This window comes from Marinobacter manganoxydans MnI7-9 (genome assembly GCF_000235625.1).
In the GTDB taxonomy this organism is placed as follows: Bacteria; Pseudomonadota; Gammaproteobacteria; order Pseudomonadales; family Oleiphilaceae; genus Marinobacter; species Marinobacter manganoxydans.
The window spans coordinates 217,040-235,484 of record NZ_AGTR01000014.1 but is presented as its reverse complement, the minus strand read 5'-3'; the positions used below and the strand labels follow the sequence as shown (position 1 = coordinate 235,484).

The 18,445-nt window shown below is 57.3% G+C and carries 19 protein-coding genes and 2 pseudogenes; 17 read left to right on the top strand and 4 right to left on the bottom strand.

The annotated features are described in order from the left end of the window. The 5 genes from KYE_RS04070 to KYE_RS04050 all read left to right on the top strand — a co-directional run. On the top strand, positions 1-408 hold a 408-nt coding region (locus KYE_RS04070; protein WP_227497738.1), incomplete at its 5' end, for a hypothetical protein. A 120-nt stretch (positions 409-528) separates the two neighbouring features. After that, complete coding sequence (locus tag KYE_RS04065) at positions 529-927, top strand: DUF6930 domain-containing protein (RefSeq protein WP_008170669.1); 399 nt, start codon at positions 529-531, stop codon at positions 925-927. A gap of 514 nt (positions 928-1,441) precedes the next feature. Next, positions 1,442-2,767 (top strand): group II intron reverse transcriptase/maturase, encoded by a 1,326-nt coding sequence (gene ltrA / locus KYE_RS04060; protein WP_039881824.1) that lies wholly within the window; start codon positions 1,442-1,444, stop codon positions 2,765-2,767. A 163-nt stretch (positions 2,768-2,930) separates the two neighbouring features. Beyond that, positions 2,931-3,188, top strand: a complete 258-nt coding sequence (locus KYE_RS04055; protein ID WP_008170664.1) for a type II toxin-antitoxin system Phd/YefM family antitoxin — start codon at positions 2,931-2,933, stop codon at positions 3,186-3,188. Beyond that, the gene (locus KYE_RS04050) at positions 3,176-3,478 is read left to right on the top strand and encodes a type II toxin-antitoxin system RelE/ParE family toxin (RefSeq protein WP_008170662.1); all 303 of its coding nucleotides are present in this window, start codon (positions 3,176-3,178) and stop codon (positions 3,476-3,478) included. Before KYE_RS04055 ends, KYE_RS04050 begins: the two co-directional genes overlap by 13 nt. A 110-nt stretch (positions 3,479-3,588) precedes the next feature. On the opposite strand, the pseudogene KYE_RS04045 reads toward KYE_RS04050, so the two are convergent. Then, positions 3,589-4,080 (bottom strand): annotated as a pseudogene (locus KYE_RS04045) (lactoylglutathione lyase family protein); the annotation flags it as partial. 81 nt (positions 4,081-4,161) lie between these two features. Between KYE_RS04045 and KYE_RS04035 the strand changes: the two are divergent. Together KYE_RS04035 and KYE_RS04030 are read left to right on the top strand one after the other, a co-directional pair. After that, a protein-coding gene (locus KYE_RS04035) for an IS3-like element ISMaq2 family transposase (RefSeq protein WP_085986432.1) occupies positions 4,162-5,369 on the top strand; the annotation gives its coding sequence in 2 pieces (ribosomal slippage) (positions 4,162-4,489 and positions 4,489-5,369; 1,209 coding nt in all). A gap of 141 nt (positions 5,370-5,510) precedes the next feature. Continuing rightward, complete coding sequence (locus KYE_RS04030; RefSeq protein WP_008170652.1) at positions 5,511-6,380, top strand: LysR family transcriptional regulator; 870 nt, start codon at positions 5,511-5,513, stop codon at positions 6,378-6,380. Between the two features lie 74 nt (positions 6,381-6,454). Here the strand turns inward: KYE_RS04030 and KYE_RS04025 are convergent, their stop codons facing one another. Further along, a complete protein-coding gene (locus KYE_RS04025; RefSeq protein ID WP_008170649.1) occupies positions 6,455-7,495 on the bottom strand; it encodes an NAD(P)H-dependent flavin oxidoreductase in 1,041 nt (346 codons plus the stop codon). 181 nt (positions 7,496-7,676) lie between these two features. On the opposite strand from KYE_RS04025, the gene KYE_RS04020 reads away from it, so the two are divergent. The 4 genes from KYE_RS04020 (at position 7,677) to KYE_RS04010 (ending at position 10,652) form a co-directional block, all read left to right on the top strand. Next, complete coding sequence (locus KYE_RS04020; RefSeq protein ID WP_039881837.1) at positions 7,677-8,003, top strand: TfoX/Sxy family protein; 327 nt, start codon at positions 7,677-7,679, stop codon at positions 8,001-8,003. Between the two features lie 65 nt (positions 8,004-8,068). Next, complete coding sequence (locus KYE_RS20995) at positions 8,069-8,470, top strand: GFA family protein (RefSeq protein WP_081467501.1); 402 nt, start codon at positions 8,069-8,071, stop codon at positions 8,468-8,470. A gap of 44 nt (positions 8,471-8,514) precedes the next feature. Next, positions 8,515-9,729 carry a serine hydrolase domain-containing protein gene (locus KYE_RS04015; protein WP_008170644.1) on the top strand — a complete coding sequence of 405 codons (1,215 nt, stop codon included), beginning with the start codon at positions 8,515-8,517 and terminating at the stop codon, positions 9,727-9,729. Further along, on the top strand, positions 9,726-10,652 hold the full coding sequence (locus KYE_RS04010) for a M14 family metallocarboxypeptidase (RefSeq protein ID WP_008170642.1): 927 nt from the start codon (positions 9,726-9,728) through the stop codon (positions 10,650-10,652). Before KYE_RS04015 ends, KYE_RS04010 begins: the two co-directional genes overlap by 4 nt. A gap of 22 nt (positions 10,653-10,674) precedes the next feature. On the opposite strand, the gene KYE_RS04005 is transcribed toward KYE_RS04010, so the two are convergent. Continuing rightward, entirely contained in the window at positions 10,675-11,484 is an 810-nt protein-coding gene (locus KYE_RS04005; RefSeq protein WP_008170640.1) for a substrate-binding periplasmic protein, read from the bottom strand. A 167-nt stretch (positions 11,485-11,651) separates the two neighbouring features. On the opposite strand from KYE_RS04005, the gene KYE_RS04000 reads away from it, so the two are divergent. After that, positions 11,652-11,960, top strand: coding sequence for a hypothetical protein (locus KYE_RS04000; RefSeq protein WP_008170638.1), 309 nt, complete (start codon positions 11,652-11,654; stop codon positions 11,958-11,960). 27 nt (positions 11,961-11,987) lie between these two features. On the opposite strand, the gene KYE_RS03995 is transcribed toward KYE_RS04000, so the two are convergent. Continuing rightward, positions 11,988-13,064, bottom strand: coding sequence for a TauD/TfdA dioxygenase family protein (locus KYE_RS03995; protein WP_008170636.1), 1,077 nt, complete (start codon positions 13,062-13,064; stop codon positions 11,988-11,990). A 246-nt stretch (positions 13,065-13,310) separates the two neighbouring features. Here KYE_RS03995 and KYE_RS03990 point away from each other — a divergent pair. The 5 genes and pseudogenes from KYE_RS03990 to KYE_RS03970 all read left to right on the top strand — a co-directional run bounded on the left by KYE_RS03990 (position 13,311) and on the right by KYE_RS03970 (position 18,437). Next, a pseudogene (locus tag KYE_RS03990) lies at positions 13,311-14,177 on the top strand (ABC transporter substrate-binding protein). Between the two features lie 36 nt (positions 14,178-14,213). Beyond that, entirely contained in the window at positions 14,214-15,347 is a 1,134-nt protein-coding gene (locus tag KYE_RS03985) for an ABC transporter permease (protein ID WP_039881835.1), read from the top strand. A 41-nt stretch (positions 15,348-15,388) separates the two neighbouring features. Continuing rightward, on the top strand, positions 15,389-16,336 hold the full coding sequence (locus KYE_RS03980) for an ABC transporter ATP-binding protein (RefSeq protein WP_008170631.1): 948 nt from the start codon (positions 15,389-15,391) through the stop codon (positions 16,334-16,336). Further along, positions 16,336-17,079, top strand: a complete 744-nt coding sequence (locus KYE_RS03975) for an ABC transporter permease (protein WP_008170629.1) — start codon at positions 16,336-16,338, stop codon at positions 17,077-17,079. Before KYE_RS03980 ends, KYE_RS03975 begins: the two co-directional genes overlap by 1 nt. Positions 17,080-17,165: 86 nt before the next feature. Next, entirely contained in the window at positions 17,166-18,437 is a 1,272-nt protein-coding gene (locus tag KYE_RS03970; RefSeq protein WP_008170625.1) for a CynX/NimT family MFS transporter, read from the top strand. Positions 18,438-18,445: the final 8 nt, after the last annotated feature.

Genomic DNA, 18,445 nt, shown 5'->3' with positions numbered 1-18,445 from the left:
AAAAGTACACAAGGAGGTTGTTCTATGGCTGGTAATCAACTGTTTGAGCGACAGTTACGTCATTTCTCGCCCCATACCTACAATGCACTAACCAAATTGGTTATGGCCATGGCCGCAGTCACAAAAAATACCGGCAAGAAGACATTATTTGGCCGTGATAAGGGGCAGGAATCATATTCCAAATTTTTGGAAGCGCTGAAAGTGAGCCTCCAAGCCATGATTTTGGACAGGCTTATTCAGGAATCAACGTCGTCAGAAGAAGCCGTCAGTATTCTTGTGGGAAAACTCAAAGAGTTCGAGTTGGCTCATCCAAACTGGCAGGATGCATACGCGTTTTCAGGATATTTTTTCAAAGAAAATCAGGCCGATGCGGTGGTTGTAACAGAGCGACTGCGAGGAACCCCGTAAGCGGTGCACCTTTTAACCAGTCAATCAAGTTCGTTCCCGGCCTGACGGCCGTCCACCGGACGCCCCTGTCGGGTCGCCGCTTATTATTGGCGTTAGATTTAAAAGAATCAGGAGAGTACGTTGCCAATTGAGCCGTCTGATTATGCCCACAATGAAGCCTGGCTGCTTTTCCAATTGAACGAAGCACCGGTGATGACGGAGGCCGATGGAGATTTCAACGCTATGGCCATCATGGAGGTGGCAACGGGGATGATCTTTGGCATGGAGCTTGTTCAGGTAAGCATGTCTGGTTTGCCGGAATTCCTGTCACGGAAATTGTTGGCCGACGCTGAAGGCCAATCTGGCTCAAGACCCCAAAAATTGTTCATAGCGACTGAGTACCACGCGGATGATCTGGTCAAAGTCGCTGAGGCCATGGGGATTGAAGTTGAGCGAGTCCCGGCCAAAGATCTATCCGGCATAACACAGGAAGCGAGGGAAGGTTTCGCGGCCCATGTTTCAGGCGGTAGGATCCAATAAATCTAACCAAGTGTTCCAGTTCGTTCCGGGCCTGACGGCCCTCCACCGGATGCCCTTTTCGCTGCGCTACAAGGGCGCCGCTGAACCAAAGCGTGTGTGCCGGGCATGGCACAGAACTAGGGAGGTGAAAGTCCTCCTGCCAGGTGTTCGCAGAGCCGAAGGCTAGGAGAAGGGCAAGGGCGTCATCGCGAGGTGGGGTCTGAAGGAAGCCCAATCCAAAGCGGCGGGACGACGAACAGGAACCCGATACGAGGTGTGGTACATCCGGGGCGAGCGGGCACGTGACCGCGAAGCCCTCCTTCTGCGACTGGGGTGTACTTTATAAATCGGGCGTTCACGTCGTGAAAGCTCTGTGCCTTACCCCGGGAGGTCTGCCACGTGTGGACGGACCCACTGAGAGACGAGCGATCGTCTCTGATCGCGTGGCAGAAATCAGCAGAGGGCATAGTAGGTTCGCCCGTGAACCGAAGGCCCGAACAGAGACAGGAGTCGAGAGTCCGTGCAGGGAAACGGGATGGCATCCGCAAAGCAGCTAGCGCTGCCCCTGGAGTCTCCAGGGGATGAACCCGTTGCCGGAAACCGGGAAGGCTCGCACTCCGTTCAACCCTCACCGTGGATGGCGCGTGTGTTGAGCAGGGACAACCTCAATCGCGCCCTGAAACAGGTTCGACGTAACAAGGGAGCGCCGGGCATCGACGGCATGACCGTGGATGAGTTGCCGGATTATCTGCGCCAACACTGGCCGGAGATTCGGCAGCAGTTGCTCCAGCAGACCTACCGACCAAAACCGGTCCGGCGGGTCACCATCCCCAAAGCCAACGGCGGTTCCCGCCCTCTGGGTATTCCAACGGTGCTGGATCGCTTTATCCAGCAAGCAATCGCTCAGGTTATCCAGCAGGACTGGGAACCCCGCTTCCATCCACACAGCTATGGCTTCCGTCCGGGACGCTCTGCGCATCATGCGGTCCGATACGGACAGCATTGCGCTCGGGAAGGCCGTAACTGGATAGTGGATCTGGACCTGGAAGCCTTCTTCGATCGGGTAAATCATGATCGGCTGATGGCACGGCTGAAACGGCATACGCCGGACAGGCCGATGCTCAGGCTGGTCAACCGGTACCTGAAGGCAGGCGTTCAGATCGACAACCGCAAAGCTCCGACCCCCGAGGGCGTGCCGCAAGGCGGGCCACTGTCCCCGGTGTTGGCGAATGTGGTGCTGGACGAACTGGATTGGGAGCTGGACCGGCGCAACCTGCGCTTCGCTCGCTACGCGGATGACTGCCAGATCTACGTGGGCAGTCACCGCGCAGGCGAGCGGGTGATGGTGAGTCTGACGCGCCTTATCGAGGACTCACTGAGGCTCACAGTGAATACACGAAAGAGCGCGGTAGACCGGCCCTGGAAGCGCAGCTTCCTGGGCTTCACCCTCAGCCGGAAAGGGCAGCGATTGAAAGTGGCTGACAAAGCCATCACCAAGCTGAAAACCCAGATCCGGATACTGAGCCGCCGAACACGGGGCCACTCATTAGCCCGGGTGATCGCAGACTTAAAAGACACCCTGCTTGGTTGGAAAGCGTACTTCGACGCAGCCGAAGTACTGAGCCCGCTGCGGGACCTGGACAAGTGGATACGGCGGAGAATGAGAAGTTACGTGTGGAAGCAATGGGGCCGAAAGGGGTATCGTGAGCTGAGAAAGCGGGGCGTCTCGGTCAAATTGGCCTGGAACACTGCGAAATCAGCCCACGGCCCGTGGCGGCTGAGTCATTCGCCGGCACTGCGGCAAGCCTTACCGGCCCGGTTGTTTCGGAGCTATGGACTGCCGGAACTGGCAGTGCGGTAACGGGTTGAGTCAAGTCACTGAATCGCCGTGGTACGTGATCCGTATGCCCGGTGATGTGGGAGGAGGGGCATCGTGAGGTGCCTCCCTATCCCGATTAGCTGTGATTGCCTCACCCGAAAAGTGATACTATAGTATCACTATAAATTTGGATCAGGGTTAGCCCATGAAAGTTGAGCTTGTTACGAACCTTAAGCGCCAAGCCACAAAGATTCTTGCAGATTTGCACTCGTCTAAGGAGCCGATACTGATCACGGAGCATGGTCAGCCATCCGCATACCTTGTTGATGTGCAGGATTATGAGTTTATGCAGCGTCGACTTGAGCTGCTTGAGGGGCTCTCACGGGGAGAGCGTGCTGTACTTGAGGGAAGAACGTACAGCCAGAGTGAGGCCAGGGAGAAAATGAGTAAATGGCTGAAGTAATCTGGACGGAGCCCGCCCTTCAAGAACTGGATGCCATCGCCGAGTACATTGTTCTTGATAATCCTGCAGCCGCAAGTCACCTGGTCCAGGATGTTTTCGATAAGACCGAGCGTTTGGAAGATTTTCCCCAATCCGGACGGATTCCTCCAGAACTCCCTAATTCAGTATACAGGGAGGTAGTGGTTCCACCGTGTCGCATTTTTTATCGTGAGGATGATAAGCGAGTTCTCATTCTCTATGTCATGCGAGAGGAGCGACAGCTTCGGGCGTACATGCTTGGGAACAGCTAACCAGGCGCGGCACTCGGATGCTTTTGTCTCCGCTTCGCTTCATAGCAAAGCCAAGCGTTAAATCAAGGAGGCTTCCCGTAGCAGAAAGCCCCCTGAAACTGTCTTCGCGCTTATTGGTAGGCGCCCGCACTGTATATCAATTCGTAGCTATGGCTGTAGATTTCCAGGATGTTTCCAAACGGGTCTTCCATATAAATCATGCGGTAGGGCTTCTCGCCGGGGTAATAGTAGCGCGGTTTCTCCATGCGCTTTTTGCCACCTGCGGCCACAATCCGCTCTGCCAGTTCCTCTACGTTCGGGTCTTGAACACAGAAATGAAAGACCCCGGTTTTCCAATACTCGAAATTGTTTTCCGGGTTGGTCTGGTTTTTAAACTGGAAAAGCTCCACACCAATCCGATCGCCTGTCGATAAGTGAGCGATACGGAACTTGCCCCAGCCCGCGCCAAATACGTCTGTGCACATTTCTCCAATGGCGCTGTCGCCTTCCTCGATCAAGGTTGGTTCCATAATCAAATACCAACCCATAACCTCCGTGTAGAACTTTACGGCTTGTTCAAGATCCGGCACGGATATGCCGATGTGTGAAAAGTTTCTTGGGTACTGTAGTAGCCCCCATTTAAACCGGACACCTTGGTAGAAGCAAAGGCCTAGGCATAGACCTAGTGCAAAGGAGTGTCCAAGGTGGAGAGAATCGAAGTCATAACCGGAGTGCAGCGCCGTCGCCGGTATTCCGCGCAGGAGAAAGCATTCATGGTTGCAGAGTGTGAGCAGCCAGGCATGTCGGTATCGCTTGTAGCCCGGCGTCATGGTATATCAGCAAGTCTGTTGTTCCGTTGGAAGAAGCTGATGAAAGACGGTGGCATGTCCGCGATTGAATCCGGTGATGAGGTTGTAAGCGCATCCGAGGTGAAAGCCCTGAACAAGAAGGTTCGGGAGCTGGAGCGGATGTTGGGCCGCAAGACGATGGAAGCTGAAATACTCCGGGAAGCCCTGGAGGTGGCTCAGTCAAAAAAGTTGATCTCGCGCATGCCGTTGCTGCCACCGGACGATACCCTCTGAAGCGGGTTGCTGAAGTGCTGAAGGTATCGCGCTCCAATCTGTTGGATCGCCTTCATGGTCGCCAGAAAGGCCGAAGCCCGAGATACAGCAAACAGGACGATGACCGGCATTTACCGTTTATCCGTGAGCTGTGCGAGGCCCGTGCTGCCAATGGCTATCGAAGGATCACGGCTCGACTGAATCGGTTGCTCGCAGCCAACGATGAGCGAGTAAACCACAAGCGCGTGTACCGACTGATGAAGCAGGATGGGCTGCTGTTACCCCGGTATACAGGGCGACCTCAAGAGCGCTGCCACAATGGCCAGGTTATTACGTTGAAGCCGGACCTTCGCTGGTGCTCAGATGGCTTTGAGATCCGCTGCTGGAACAAGGAGGTTGTCCGTGTAGCCTTCAGCCTGGACTGCTGTGATCGCGAGCTGATGCGCTATGTAGCGACTACTGGTGGCATCACCGGTGAGATGGTTCAGGACCTGCTGCTGGAAAGCTTGGAATACCGGTTCGGCCAGTCAGAGCGAGTGCCTCATCCGCTGGAATGGCTGACGGACAATGGCAGTTGCTACATTGCCAAAGAAACGCGAGCCTTCGCGTCCTCTCTGGGCTTTGTAGTGTGTACCACACCGGTGAGAAGCCCTCAGAGCAACGGCATGGCTGAGGCCTTCGTGAAGACGTTTAAGCGCGACTATGTGTACTTGAACGATCTCCCTGATGCCGCCACGGTGATGGCCAGGTTGCCGGAATGGGTCGAAGACTATAACCGCAGCCACCCACACAAGGGGCTGAAAATGAAATCGCCCTGGGAGTACCGGGCAGAACTGGCATCAAACGAATGAGGTGGTGTCCGGTTTAGCGGGGGCAACTACAGGTACACGTTGCTCATTGGCTGCCCTCCTCTGTTAAGACTGAAAGCAGGTTACATGGGGTTGTTAATTAGTTAAAATTATCATTTATTCTCTAAAAGATTACGTAATGTAATGATAAACACGGCCTGGTTACGCACCTTTTGCACACTGGTGGAAGTCGGTCATTTCACCCGAACTGCCGAGCGCCTTCACATGACCCAGTCGGGTGTTAGTCAGCATGTGCGTAAGCTTGAAGAGCAGCTCGGTACCGAATTGCTTGTGAGGCAGGGTAAGCAGTTTTCTCTATCGGGTGCAGGCGAAAGGCTTTATACCGAGGCGCAGGGCATCCTCTTTGCGTTGTCGAATCTGGAACAGACAGTCGGAGAGGATCCGCCCTTTGCAGGCAGTGTGCGGATCATGTCTCCGGGTAGTGTCGGGCTGAAGCTTTATCCACATCTCTTGGCGCTACAGAGCAAGCACCCGAAGCTTGTTATCGATTACCGGTTTGCGCCAAATCCGGATGTGGAGAACGCGATCGCGAAGTCGATTGTTGATCTCGGATTCATGACTTCGAAATCTACCCTGTCCGAGGTAAGTTGCACGCCTGTCGCGCAGGAATCGCTGCTGTTGGTAACACCTGCTACTGTCGAGGAACCGGACTGGGACACTCTGATGGCTCTAGGGTTTATCGATCACCCGGATGGGAGTCATCACGCCAGCTTGCTTCTTGGTGCCAATTACCCTGAGTTTCAGCACAGTAACCTGTTTCCCAGAAAGGGGTTCTCGAACCAGATCGGTTTGATTCTGGAGCCGGTTAGTATGGGTTTGGGTTTTACCGTCTTACCTGCACATGCCGTTGAGGCCTTTGAGAAGTCTGAGCACATCAAAGCTCATCCTCTCGCTAACCCGGTCAGCGAAACGTTATATCTGTGCGTTCCCCGGCATCGGGCACTTCAGGCGAGGATGAAGACTGTAATAGCTGAAGCCAAGAGGGGGCTTTAAAACCGGCTGTTGCCTTCGTCTTTTACTTGGCCTTTTCTGGCAAGATGCAGAAGGCATTTGTTCGCCAGCAAGCATTACTCGAAACCCGCCAACCTCAACGTCATTTCCCCGGCTGAGATCTCTTCGCACCCCATGGTGTTCTGCCCCGCCCAAAGGGGCGAAAAGTCTCCCTTGCCAAGCTTTTCCGCCTCCGATCTGAGGGGTGCCAACGCAGCCGCCGCATTGGGAAAATCAGGCACGCGCAAACTGATAGGGCCTTGCTCGCGAATGAGCCGGTTGTCGATGCCGCGCGCTGGCCGGCCGGAAAACACGTTGGTGATTTCGGTGTGGGAAGCTTGCTGGGACTGAAGGGCGGCCCGGTGGATGGCACTGGTTTTTGCTTCGGTACACAGCAGGTAAGCTGTGCCGACCTGGGCCGCGGTGGCGCCCAGTTGTATGGCTGCTTTGACACCTTCGGAAGAGGCAATGCCGCCTGCCGCAATTACAGGGAGCTTCACTCTGGATGTGATTCGGGGGAGTAACGCAAAGATACCCATGTGCAGACCAAGGTCGTCAGACAGAAAGTGGCCGCGGTGACCACCGGCCTCGAGCCCTTGAGCAATGATGGCGTCCGCGCCTCTCTCCTCCAGCCACAAGGCTTCGGCCACCGTAGTGGCACTGGCCAGTACTTTAACACCGTTGGATTTGATATGGGCCACCAAATCGGGGGCCGGTAAGCCGAAGTGAAAGCTCACTACCGCAGGCTTCAATTCAGCCACCAGGTCGGCCGTTTGTTCATCGAAAGGGCGGCGGCCTGGGCCGCCGGCGTCTTCGTTCATCTCCAGCCTCAGTTCCTGGTAGTAGGGTTGCAGGCTTTGCCGCCAGGCGGCTTCTTTCTCCGGGTCTTCCGGTGGCTGGGTGTGGCAGAAGAAATTCAGGTTGAAGGGCCGGTCTGTTGCGGCCCGGATATTGGCGATTTCTTCGCGGATTTTTTCGCCTGTGAGCATGGCGCAGGGGAGCGAACCCAGCCCGCCCGCTTTGGAAACTGCGATGGTCAACGCGCTGTCCTGCACGCCCGCCATGGGCGCCTGAATCACTGGGTAGTCAACGTTCAGAAGTTCCCGGAGGGTGGTCATGGTGAGTTCTGCTCCCCTGTTAGTTGGTTATCGTTTTCGCAGTTCGGTGACGGTTTCCCCTTTGACGCCCCAGTTGTCATCGGTGATCTTGATATTGACATAAGGCATTCGAAATTCCTCTTGTTCAATGGTTGGATGCCCTGCCGCACTACAGGCTTTTAGATATGCGAGTGCTGGAAAAGTGAGTGAATACATCGAATACCTAAAAGAAACTTTTTCCGAATTCGGTGAAATTCGCGCCAGAAAGATGTTTGGTGGCTACGGCATCTACCACGATGATGTGATGATAGGCCTTGTCGCCGACGACATGCTCTACCTGAAAGTAGACTCTGAGTCCGTCAGCTGTTTTGAAGAACGTGGGTTATCACAGTTCATGTATCCGAAGGGACAGAGAATGGTGGGAATGTCATACTACCTGGCACCCGAAGAGGCGCTGGAAGACCCATCAGAAATGCGTCATTGGGCGACAATGGCCTACGGTGCAGCACTAAGATCACGTAAACAATAATCACTGCCGGGCTGCCTGTTCGCGATGTTTCAGGTGTCTCAGTAAGAGGCGATAGAGAAAAACCGATGACTGTTCATTCTGGTTCCTGCCTGTGTGGCACTGTGAAATTTGAGGTACAAGGCAGTTTCGACAGTTTCTATCTGTGTCATTGCCAACACTGCCAAAAAGATACCGGATCTGCTCATGCGGCAAATTTGTTCTCGCAGTCCGCTGAATTGACCTGGTTATCCGGTAAAGACGCTGTGACCTCCTTTACGCTCTCTGGCACTCGTCACAACAAGAGCTTTTGTAAGTTGTGCGGGTCAGCATTGCCGAGCACTCAGCTTGAAGGTGTTGTTGTCGTTCCTGCAGGATGTTTAGACAGCAGAATCTCCATGGTACCCACAGCCCACATTTTTACAGGCAGTAAAGCACCCTGGGATGGCGACTTTGGCGACGTGCCAGAGTTTGAGGGCCTGCCAGAGTAAGCTAGTTGCATAAATCCGAAAACCCGCAAGTAGGTGCCCCCTCTATGACGGAACACTCACAGGTTGCTGGCCTGTCTACGGATCATCTTTCAAACATTGAAAGCCACCTTGACCGTTGCTACGTCCAGCCCGGGAAGTTACCCGGCGCGCTGACACTGGTCGCCCGGCAAGGGGAAATTGCCTATGTGAAAGCCCAGGGACTGATGGACGTGGAACGCAACAAGCCGGTCCGCCGGGATACGGTGTTCCGCATCTATTCCATGACCAAGCCGATCACATCTATCGCCATGATGCAGCTTTATGAGCAGGGGCGGTTTTTACTGGATGATCCCGTACACAAGTATATTCCTGCCTGGAGAACCCGGCGGATTTATAAAAGCGGGGTTTACCCCAACTTCCTGACCACGTCTGCATCCAGCACCATGACAATTCGCGACCTGTTCACGCATATGTCAGGCCTGACTTACGGATTTATGCAGCGCACCAACGTTGATGCTGCCTATCGCGAGCTTAAGCTGGATGGCAGCCGGAGTATGACGCTGGAAGCCCTGGTCGATCACCTCGCAGAGCTGCCTCTGGAGTTTTCCCCGGGCACAGCCTGGAACTATTCGGTCAGCACGGATGTGCTTGGGTATCTGGTGCAGTTGCTGTCGGGTAAGCCGTTTGATGAGTATCTGCGGGAGCATATTTTTGAGCCTCTGGATATGCCTGACACCGGCTTCCATGTTCGGGATGATCAACTTGACCGCTTCGCTGCCTGCTATCAGTACCAGGCTGGAGATCAGTTCACGCTGCAGGATGACCCCGAGACGTCTCCCTTCCGGCGCAAGCCTCAGTTCGTGTCCGGCGGCGGCGGGCTGGTTTCCACCATCGACGATTATTTCCACTTCGCCCAGGCACTGTGCCAGGGTGGCGAGTTCCGCGGGCGGCGGATTATTGGTCGAAAAACTCTGGAATTCATGTGTCGTAACCACCTGCCTTACAATCAGGACCTACCGGGCCTGTCTGTCGGTGCTTTCAGCGAGACACCTTATGCCGGCACTGGCTTTGGTCTGGGCTTTTCGGTAAAAACCGACGTCGCCAAATCCCAGACCAACGGATCGGTCGGTGAGTACGGTTGGGGTGGCCTTGCGAGCACCAACTTTTTCGTCGATCCCGTGGAGGAGCTGGTGATGATCTTCATGACGCAACTGATTCCCTCATCAACATACCCCATCCGTCAGGAGTTACGGGCAATCGTTAACGGAGCGCTGCTATGAACACAGTTTCAACACCCTATCCAATTGGCACTCCCGGCACTCCCTGGGGCGATGCGGAACGCGCCGAGTGGTTGTCACGGCAGACCCGCCAGCGCAGTTACGAGGCGGAGGTGTTGAGTGTGATCGAGGGCCTGCGCTCGCGCTTTGATGTGGAAGAGTACGGCGCTCTGGATTACGGCCCGGATTACTATCCGCTGATGGCGATTCGCAGCCGCGACTGGAATAACGATCTGCCGGTGGTGCTGATAACCGGCGGCGTTCACGGGTATGAAACCAGTGGTGTGCATGGCGCGCTGCAGTTCCTGGATAAGCACGCGGAGGATTATGCCGGCCGCGTGAACTTGCTGGTTGCGCCCTGTGTCAGTCCCTGGGCGTATGAGCGCATTCATCGCTGGAACTATAATGCGATTGATCCCAACCGTTCATTCCACGAGGGCAGTCGGGCGGAGGAGTCAGCCGCCCTTATGCGATTGGTAGCGCCTGTTCGTGACAGTGCCTTGATTCATATCGACCTGCACGAGACTGCCGATACCGACGAATCGGAGTTTCGCCCGGCGCTGGCTGCCCGCGACGGCAAGCCGTTCGAACCGGCGGGGATTCCCGATGGCTTTTACGTGGTCGACGACAGCGAGAACCCACAGCCTGAATTCCAGCAGGCATTGATCAGAGCGGTGGAGCAGGTGACGCATATTGCGCCGGCCGATGACAGCGGCGAGATCTTCGGCTCCCCGGTGGTCGCCCGGGGCGTGATCGCGTATCCGCTCACGCAGTGGGGCCTGTGCGCCGGTATTACGAGTGCGCCCTACCGGACCACCACCGAGGTTTACCCCGACAGCCCCCGCGTAACCCCCGAGCAATGCAATGCCGCGCAGGCCGCGGCGGTGTGTGCTGCCATCGACTATGGGCTTACTCACTCTCAATAGGCCAAATAAGTGGGAAAGCTGACTAGCCGGACTCGGATAGATAGGGCTGCGCCAGGGCCTCAAGCTTTTCTTCTCTGAGTTCGCCGATGGCATTCCATATGTGCTCTGCAAGCTCCGGGTTTGCCGCTTTGAATTCCCGTGAGAGCATCAGGTAGTAGGGCTTGGTTTTGAGAGGGGGATCAATCCGGACAATGCCCGGGAGCTGCCTGGCGTTCTGGCGTAACAGAAAATCGGCGGTGACCGATTGGAGCGCAACGGCATGAACGCGTCTGGCAGTCAGTAACTGCAGGCTCTGCCTGGAACTCCGAACCTTGATTACGGAAACGCCCAGGTTCTCCAGATCGTTCACGATTGAGTAGCCCAATGGGGCGCCAACTGACAGGTCCGTGTCTTCGAAAGCCTTGCCGCTCCAGCCCAGCTCTGTATCTGGCAGGACATAGAGATTGTAGCTGATGGTGGTTAGTCGGCGGGTAGGGTCAACCTGACCGTCCCGCCAGGGGTATTCGCCAATTCGGGTGCGGGCAGCATTGTAAGAAGCATTGAAAATACCATCTACCTGGCCGGTTTCGAGCATGGCCAGGCATCGTTTCCAGGGGTATCGGCTGAACTTGATCCGCAACCCCGGTACCCGCTCTTCCAGCAATTTGACCAGCTCCACCGCTGCGCCGGGTCTCTCCAGAACCTCCTGGGTGTCGCCCATGTAGTAGGGGAATTGCGTTTTATCTTCGTAGGCAACGTGCAGGACGGTTTCCGCATGGCCAATTCGGGCTGGGCTCCAGAGAAGCAGAATGGATAGCGCGAGAGTGAGACCTGCATGAAGACACGCTTTCATGGGCATGCTCAAAAGAGTGAAGAGACAGGAATAGCTTAGTTTGTGGCGAGGAATTTTCAATGCATCTTTCCATTGAGACCAGCAGGTCTGGCATCGGGCTGGAATGTATAAGACCATGCTATCCATACTTTCGAAAAGAGGCCATTACGGCCTGGGAGACCTGATCAATGAAGTACAAGAGTCTTGGGTTTTTGTTGGCGGTTGGCGCTTTGACGGGCTGTCAGACGTCCTCTCATGTTTCTTCCGCAGCTATGGATGGAGACGGCATTACCTGTAATGAAATCTACCAGGCATTTTCAGCCTATGAGAGTGACCGGCAATCCGCGGCGGCTTGGGCCCAGCTGGGCACCTTGATCAGCCCCAGTGCCGGGAACTACGCGGATATGGGCGTGAAAACCGCCGCGAAATACTACGATCAGATAAAGGCGGCAACGAATATCTCTCTCGCTGTGCGCGGTTGTCAGCCGGTGCAGTGACGCACGGCCGCATGCAAAACGGGTGAATCAGTTCTGCATGCGGATATCGTCTTTCCACCGGAAGCCCACGCCACCGGCCTGCCATACGCCGTCTTTGTTGAACGGGTGGGGGCCGGCCATGTTGATGTATTGGGGCAGCCCGAAATGGGGCGACAGGTTTCTCGGTGCCTTGATGGTGACCCGGTCCATGATGCGCAGTCCCTGTTGCTCTGCCGGCAGATGCGCTTCTGGCGCGGCGCGGTGGGCGACGGCCCAGTTATCGATAAATAACAGATCGCCGGTTTCGTATTCGTAGCGAATTCCGTAGCCACCCTCGAAGGAATCGTTCAGCAGATCATTGTAATCGTTGAACAGTTCCTTCATGGCGGCGTCGTCCAGCAGGTGGAAGCTGTCCGCGGGTGCAGGCAGAGTCTTTAACTGGTCGAGCGTCAGACCTTCTTCCGGCAGGCGCTCCAGCACGGCGCCGGTCATGCCCAGATGCAGCCAGACACTCTTGCGACCGGAAATCGGGTGGGTGTGAACCACGGGGTGGGTCACACTGGATGCGGAGTTTACCGACACCAGTCTTTCCCAGAAATCCTGTTTCTCCGGAGGGAGTGCTTCAAAGGCCGCACCCTGGTGCGCGAAGTGGGTGCCGCCGCCATTCTCTGGCGCACGGGCCATGTAGTAGGCGCTGTGGGAGAAGGTGGCGGCTTCGAAACTGCCATCGTTGTGCCATTGCGGGCCAACGCCAAGAATGCCCTGGCGGCCATCGTTAGAGCAGCGGAAAATGTGCCGGTTACGGCCGGGTGTTGCGGGATGCACGCCGTGGGTGGAATGGATCTCGCGCCCGCCCCACCATTTGCAGGCTTCAATCAGTTCATCGGGGGAAAGGCCGGCTTGGTGCTTGAATACGATGAACCCGCGATTTGCCATTTCCTCTTCCAGGGCCTTGATAGCCGGCTCTGGCAGCTGGTTGCGCACGTCGGATCCGTAGATCTCAACGCCGATAGGGTCCAGTGGCTTGAGGGTTAAACCTTCCTGTTCGAGCAGTGCCACGTTATCAGGGTTCAGGGGCGCTACGGTGGAGGTGGGTTCGAGGGTCTTTTCCAGGGTCTGTGCCATAACCTTCACTACCATGCTGCTCGCTATTTAGACAGCCTAACCCGTTGGGTTTCCGGATTTCAAATACGATGTCCGTTCCGCCCGATTTTGGAACTGGCCTCCTGCGGGCCGGTGCCGGCAAGACCAAATCCCGTTTGCCTTCGTAGATGCGGCCTCTAGATTGATAGTGGTAACCAAAAACCGAGAGGAATGGCCGTGACTCCCAAATCCCGTTTGCGCCGCACAGCGGCATTGATAGCGTTCGTGATGTCCGGATCGGTAATGGCTGCTGATCCCGTGGTGGTGTCCTCCAAGATCGACACCGAGGGCTCGGTACTGGGGCAGATGGTGTTGCAGTCCCTGGAGGGGGCGGGTATTCCGGTTGAAAACAGACTGCAGTTGGGTGGCACCAGCATCGTCCGCAATGCGATCAAGGCCGGCGAAATCGATATCTACCCCGAGTACACCGGCAATGCTGCGTTCTTTCACGATCAGGCGGATCGGGATATCTGGAAAGATGCGGATAAGGCCTACCAGGAGGCTGCTCGCCTGGATAAAGAGGCACATAACATTGTCTGGCTGGAACCCGCCGAAGCAAACAACACCTAGGCTATGAGCGTGCGGGGCGATTTGGCGCGGGAAAATAACCTGGCCACACTCGAAGATCATGCGAATTACATCAATGAGGGCGGTGCCTTCAAGTTTGCGGCCAGCGCCGAGTTTGTGGAATCCGCCAGTGCCTTGCCGGCGTTCCAGGAGGCCTATGGCTTCAAGCTGGAATCCGACCAGCTGTTGATTCTTTCCGGTGGCAACACGGCGGCGACATTGCGCGCGGCGGCCCTGAATAACAACGACGTAAACGGTGCGATGACCTACGGCACCGATGGCGGGCTGGATGCGCTGGATCTGAAGGTAATGGAAGATACCGCAGGCGTTCAGCCGGTGTATCAGCCAGCGCCGATCGTGCGTGGCGAGGTGCTGGAAGCCTATCCGCAGATCCGGGAAGTGCTGACGCCGATCTTCGAATCGCTGGATCTCGAAACGCTGCAGCGCCTGAATGGCCAGGTGGCCGTGAACGGGGTACCGGCGGATACCGTCGCCCGGGATTACCTGGATTCCCTGGCCCAGGACTGAGGTTTGTCGATTTACAGCTCTGTTGCCTCGAACACCATGCCGAACCGTGTCCTGCCTGTGCTGGGGTGTCTTGCCCTGGCGCTGGTCTGGCTTTTGGACCTGGGCGTCATTCAACCCAACCGCATTGTTCCGGGTACCGGTCACGGCCTCATTTCGGCCGTTGGCGGGCCCTGGGCTGGCCTGGTGTCACTGGTTCTGGCTGGCTGCGTTCTGCTGTCTTTTCTGCCGTTGCGCCGGCGGTACCTGCCGCTTCTGGGCCTGGTAGGCCTCTCCCTGGCGCTGCTGCCCCTGTTGCTCGAGGTCTTTGCGGGCCGGCACCTGCCGGAAGACGCACCTTATGCGCGGTCGTCCATCGGAGCCGGTTTCTGGTGTTTGCTGTTTTTGCTGTCGCTGATGCTGATCGAAATCCTCGGGCGCCTCGGGAGCGGGCGAGGGCTGCAGCTGATGATACTGGCCGTCATCGTTGGCAACTGGCTGTGGATCCTTCGAGGCGGTGGGCTGGAGAGTTTGTCGCTGGTTCGGGAATTCAACGCCCGCCCGGACAAGTTCGAGCAGGCCCTGTGGACTCATCTGGCACTGGCCTTTGGCGCGGTCGGCATCAGCGCCGGTCTGGCTTTTCTACTGGCCCTGAAGATGATTCGTAGTGTGGCCTGGCGCCGTCCCATCCTTGGCGCGGTCAGCTTTCTTCAGACTATTCCCAGCCTGGCGGTATTCGGGTTACTGATCGCACCGCTCAGTGCGCTGGCGGCCGCTTTTCCGGCACTGCAGGCCATGGGGATTCGTGGCATTGGCTGGGCTCCGGCCTTGCTGGCTTTGGTGGCTTACAGTCTGTTGCCCATGGTGCGCAACACCTTCGTCGCGCTTACCGAGGTGCCGGAAAGCCTCGCCGATGCCGGGCGGGGTATGGGAATGAACGAGCGACAGCTGTTCTTCAAACTCAAGTTGCCACTGGCGCTTCCCGTGATTGTGGAAGGCGTGCGCATTACCACCATCCAGGCCATTGGCCTGACCGCGGTTGCCGCGCTCATTGGCGCCGGCGGTTTTGGCAGCTTTATCTTTCAGGGCCTGGGGCAGGCGGCGATGGATCTGGTATTGCTTGGTGCGCTGCCCACCATTGCACTCGCGCTGCTGGCGGATGCTCTGCTCACCATGCTGGCGGCCAGTCTCTAGCCGACACCGGCGACGGCCTGACAGGAGAGGGATAAGCCCGGATGATTGAACTGAAAAACGTTACCCGCCGCTTTGGAGATGCCGTGGCGGTGGACCGGATAAACCTCACGGTCGAAACCGGCGAAGTGTGCGTGCTGGTGGGCAGCTCAGGCTGCGGCAAGTCGACTACCCTGCGGATGATCAACCAGTTGCTGCCCCACAGTGAGGGCCAGATCCTGGTGGATGGTAACGATGTTACCGCCATGAACCCCGAGCAGCTGCGGTTGAACATGGGTTATGTGATTCAGGGCACGGGGCTGTTTCCACACTGGACGGTGGCCCGCAATATCGCCATGGTACCCCAGCTTCTGAAATGGCCACGGGAGCGGATCGACGAGCGCGTGCATGAGTTGCTGACGCTGCTGGATCTGGACCAGGCCACCCACGCCAACAAATATCCCCAGCAATTGTCCGGCGGGCAGGCTCAAAGGGTGGGCGTTGCCAGGGCGTTGGCTGCCAACCCCAATATTCTGCTGATGGACGAACCCTTCGGTGCGCTGGATGCCATCACCCGGGAGAACCTGCAGCTGGAAATGCTGCGTATCCAGAGTCAGCTGCGGAAAACCACGGTGTTTGTAACCCACGATATTGACGAAGCCCTGCGGCTGGCGACCCGCATTGCCGTGATGGATCAGGGCCGGATTATCCAGCACGACACGCCGGAGAACATTCTCCGGCGACCCGCCTCCGTTTTTGTAGAGAACCTCGTGGGCAAGCAGGACCGCGGCTTGAAACTGATGAGCCTGCACACCGTGAGGGATCTGATGGAGGCTCACCCTCAGCCCAGAGAGCCGGAACCCGGCGCCGACGGTCTCAAGGAAGACGACAGCCTGCGAGTGGCTCTTTCAATCATGCTCTGGCAGAACTGGAGGCAGGTGCCGGTGTTCAATGCCGATGGCCAGGAAACCGGAACCATCACCCGTGAACGCATTATCCAGGAAGGTGCCTGATGCGGGTCTGGCTGCCGCCTGTGTTGCTGACTGTGCTCCTCTGTGCCCTGAGCGCGGGCATGCCGACTCTCGAACCGCTTTTCGAGTGGGTGCAGCCGGATAAACAGAATGTGGTCTACGAGCGGGAGAGCTTTCTCTTTCTGCTCCAGAACCATCTGATGCTGGTGGTGATTTCCGCCCTGGTTGGAACCGTCGCTGCGGTTGCCGGGGGAATCTTCGCCACGCGCCCGGCTGGGCGCGACTTTCTGCCGCTGGTTAGCCAGATCGCCTCTATCGGCCAGACCTTCCCGCCGGTGGCGGTTCTCGCCCTGGCGGTGCCGGTTCTCGGGTTTGGTGAGGCGCCGATTCTGGTGGCGCTGATTCTGTATGGATTGCTGCCCATTCTGCGCAATACCCTGGCCGGCTTGGAGGGTGTCGATGCCACAGTGAGGCAGGCGGCGCTGGGTATGGGCATGTCGCCTTTTCAGGTGCTGTTGCAGGTGGAGTTGCCGCTGGCGGGCAGGGTGATCCTGGCCGGTATCCGGACCTCGGTAACCATCAACATTGCAACGGCCGCCATTGGCTCAACCATCGGTGCCAGAACCCTGGGGGATCCGGTGATCGCCGGTCTCGTCAATGGCAACACAGCCTACGTGTTGCAGGGCGCGATTCTGATTGGCATGCTCGCGCTGACGGTGGACAGCCTGTTCGAGGCCGCTGAGCGGGTCTGGGACCGCCGGTTTCTGCCCCAGACCGCAGGCTGATCGCTGGCGCAGGCCATCCGCTGCTTTAAAAATCCTGCTTTGATGTCTAGTCTGACGAAGATGGACAGCGCAAGGAGCACAGCGGAATGAAGTTTCCTTCGAGCACGTCATTTGCACTCCTCGGCGCAGCACTGATCGCGATCAGCTATGGTCTGGCGCGCTTTGCGTTCGGTCTGTTCGTCCCCCCGATCCGGGATGACCTGGGGCTGGCGCCGGATGTGATCGGTGTGATCGGTGCGCTGCCGCTGATCAGTTTCGTATTCGCTACCCTGGTGGCTCCGCTCTCGGCAAATCGTCTTGGTGCCCGCAATACCGCCATGGCATCCGGTATTTTTGGTGTTGTTGGCCTGGCGCTGATCAGCCAGGCCGTGGGGGCCGTCTCCCTCGGGGTGGGTGTTGTTCTCTGTGGTATCTGCACGGGCCTGATGATGCCGGCTCTCACAGCCGCCATGCAGGCGTTGGTGAGACGCTCGCTCCACGGCCGGGTAAGCTCGGTGATGAACGCGGGCACCAGTATCGGTGTCGTCGTTGCTGTGCCGACGATCCTGTTCCTCGCCGGGGCCTGGCGCTATGCCTACGCGTCCTTTGCCGTGCTGGCGGTAATTGGCGTGATTGCCACCTGGTTCTTCATTCCGTCTGTATCCCGTGTTGTGCCCGCCAATGCTGCGCCGGCGCAGCCAATCAGTGCGGATCAATGGTGGCGACTGCTCAGGCTCTCGCTGTTCGCGTTCATGATGGGCTTTGTCTCCGCCGCCTACTGGATTTTCGCACCCGATCTCGTGGTTAATCTGGGATCCATGCCATCCGATGCCACGGCATGGCTGTGGCTGGGGGTCGGTATTGCCGGCCTTGGCGGCGCGGTGGTGGCCGATCTGGCTGACCGGAACAACCCACCGGTTACCCAGGCCCTGATGCTGATGACACTGGCCGCGAGCCTGGCGTTGTTGGCGGCCAGCCCCGACAACCTGATGATTTCGGCGTTTTCAGCACTGGTGTTTGGTCTGGCCTACATGAGTCTGACCGGGCTGTACCTGATGACCGGCATTCGCCTGCTGCCGGGGCGGCTGTCCATGGGCCCCGTACTGCCTTTCATGGCAGTATCACTGGGCCAGGCGGCTGGCTCGCCGATAGTCGGTATTCTTGTTGGCAAGGTGGGTTACGCCGATGCCTTTGCCATGTTCTGCGCCATCGGCATTATCGTGGCCATGTTGTCGCCGCTCTATCCAAGGCATCTGGAATACGAACCGGATGATGAGACCGAAGAGGATACCGGTCTGCAGGCCGCCTACGACTATCAGCTGCAGAACGAGGAGGGCGAGCCCCTGTCGCCGGTCACCGGTAAGACCGAGAGCTATTAGGGCGGATA

Bases quoted from the DNA above. Each gene is read 5' to 3' on its own strand.
- ltrA (WP_039881824.1), top strand. From the start codon at position 1,442: ATGGCATCCGCAAAGCAGCTAGCGCTGCCCCTGGAGTCTCCAGGGGAT.
- KYE_RS04055 (WP_008170664.1), top strand. From the start codon at position 2,931: ATGAAAGTTGAGCTTGTTACGAACCTTAAGCGCCAAGCCACAAAGATT.
- KYE_RS04050 (WP_008170662.1), top strand. From the start codon at position 3,176: ATGGCTGAAGTAATCTGGACGGAGCCCGCCCTTCAAGAACTGGATGCC.
- KYE_RS04030 (WP_008170652.1), top strand. From the start codon at position 5,511: ATGATAAACACGGCCTGGTTACGCACCTTTTGCACACTGGTGGAAGTC.
- KYE_RS04025 (WP_008170649.1), bottom strand. From the start codon at position 7,495: ATGACCACCCTCCGGGAACTTCTGAACGTTGACTACCCAGTGATTCAG.
- KYE_RS20995 (WP_081467501.1), top strand. From the start codon at position 8,069: ATGACTGTTCATTCTGGTTCCTGCCTGTGTGGCACTGTGAAATTTGAG.
- KYE_RS04015 (WP_008170644.1), top strand. From the start codon at position 8,515: ATGACGGAACACTCACAGGTTGCTGGCCTGTCTACGGATCATCTTTCA.
- KYE_RS04010 (WP_008170642.1), top strand. From the start codon at position 9,726: ATGAACACAGTTTCAACACCCTATCCAATTGGCACTCCCGGCACTCCC.
- KYE_RS04005 (WP_008170640.1), bottom strand. From the start codon at position 11,484: ATGAAAGCGTGTCTTCATGCAGGTCTCACTCTCGCGCTATCCATTCTG.
- KYE_RS04000 (WP_008170638.1), top strand. From the start codon at position 11,652: ATGAAGTACAAGAGTCTTGGGTTTTTGTTGGCGGTTGGCGCTTTGACG.
- KYE_RS03995 (WP_008170636.1), bottom strand. From the start codon at position 13,064: ATGGCACAGACCCTGGAAAAGACCCTCGAACCCACCTCCACCGTAGCG.
- KYE_RS03985 (WP_039881835.1), top strand. From the start codon at position 14,214: ATGCCGAACCGTGTCCTGCCTGTGCTGGGGTGTCTTGCCCTGGCGCTG.
- KYE_RS03980 (WP_008170631.1), top strand. From the start codon at position 15,389: ATGATTGAACTGAAAAACGTTACCCGCCGCTTTGGAGATGCCGTGGCG.
- KYE_RS03975 (WP_008170629.1), top strand. From the start codon at position 16,336: ATGCGGGTCTGGCTGCCGCCTGTGTTGCTGACTGTGCTCCTCTGTGCC.
- KYE_RS03970 (WP_008170625.1), top strand. From the start codon at position 17,166: ATGAAGTTTCCTTCGAGCACGTCATTTGCACTCCTCGGCGCAGCACTG.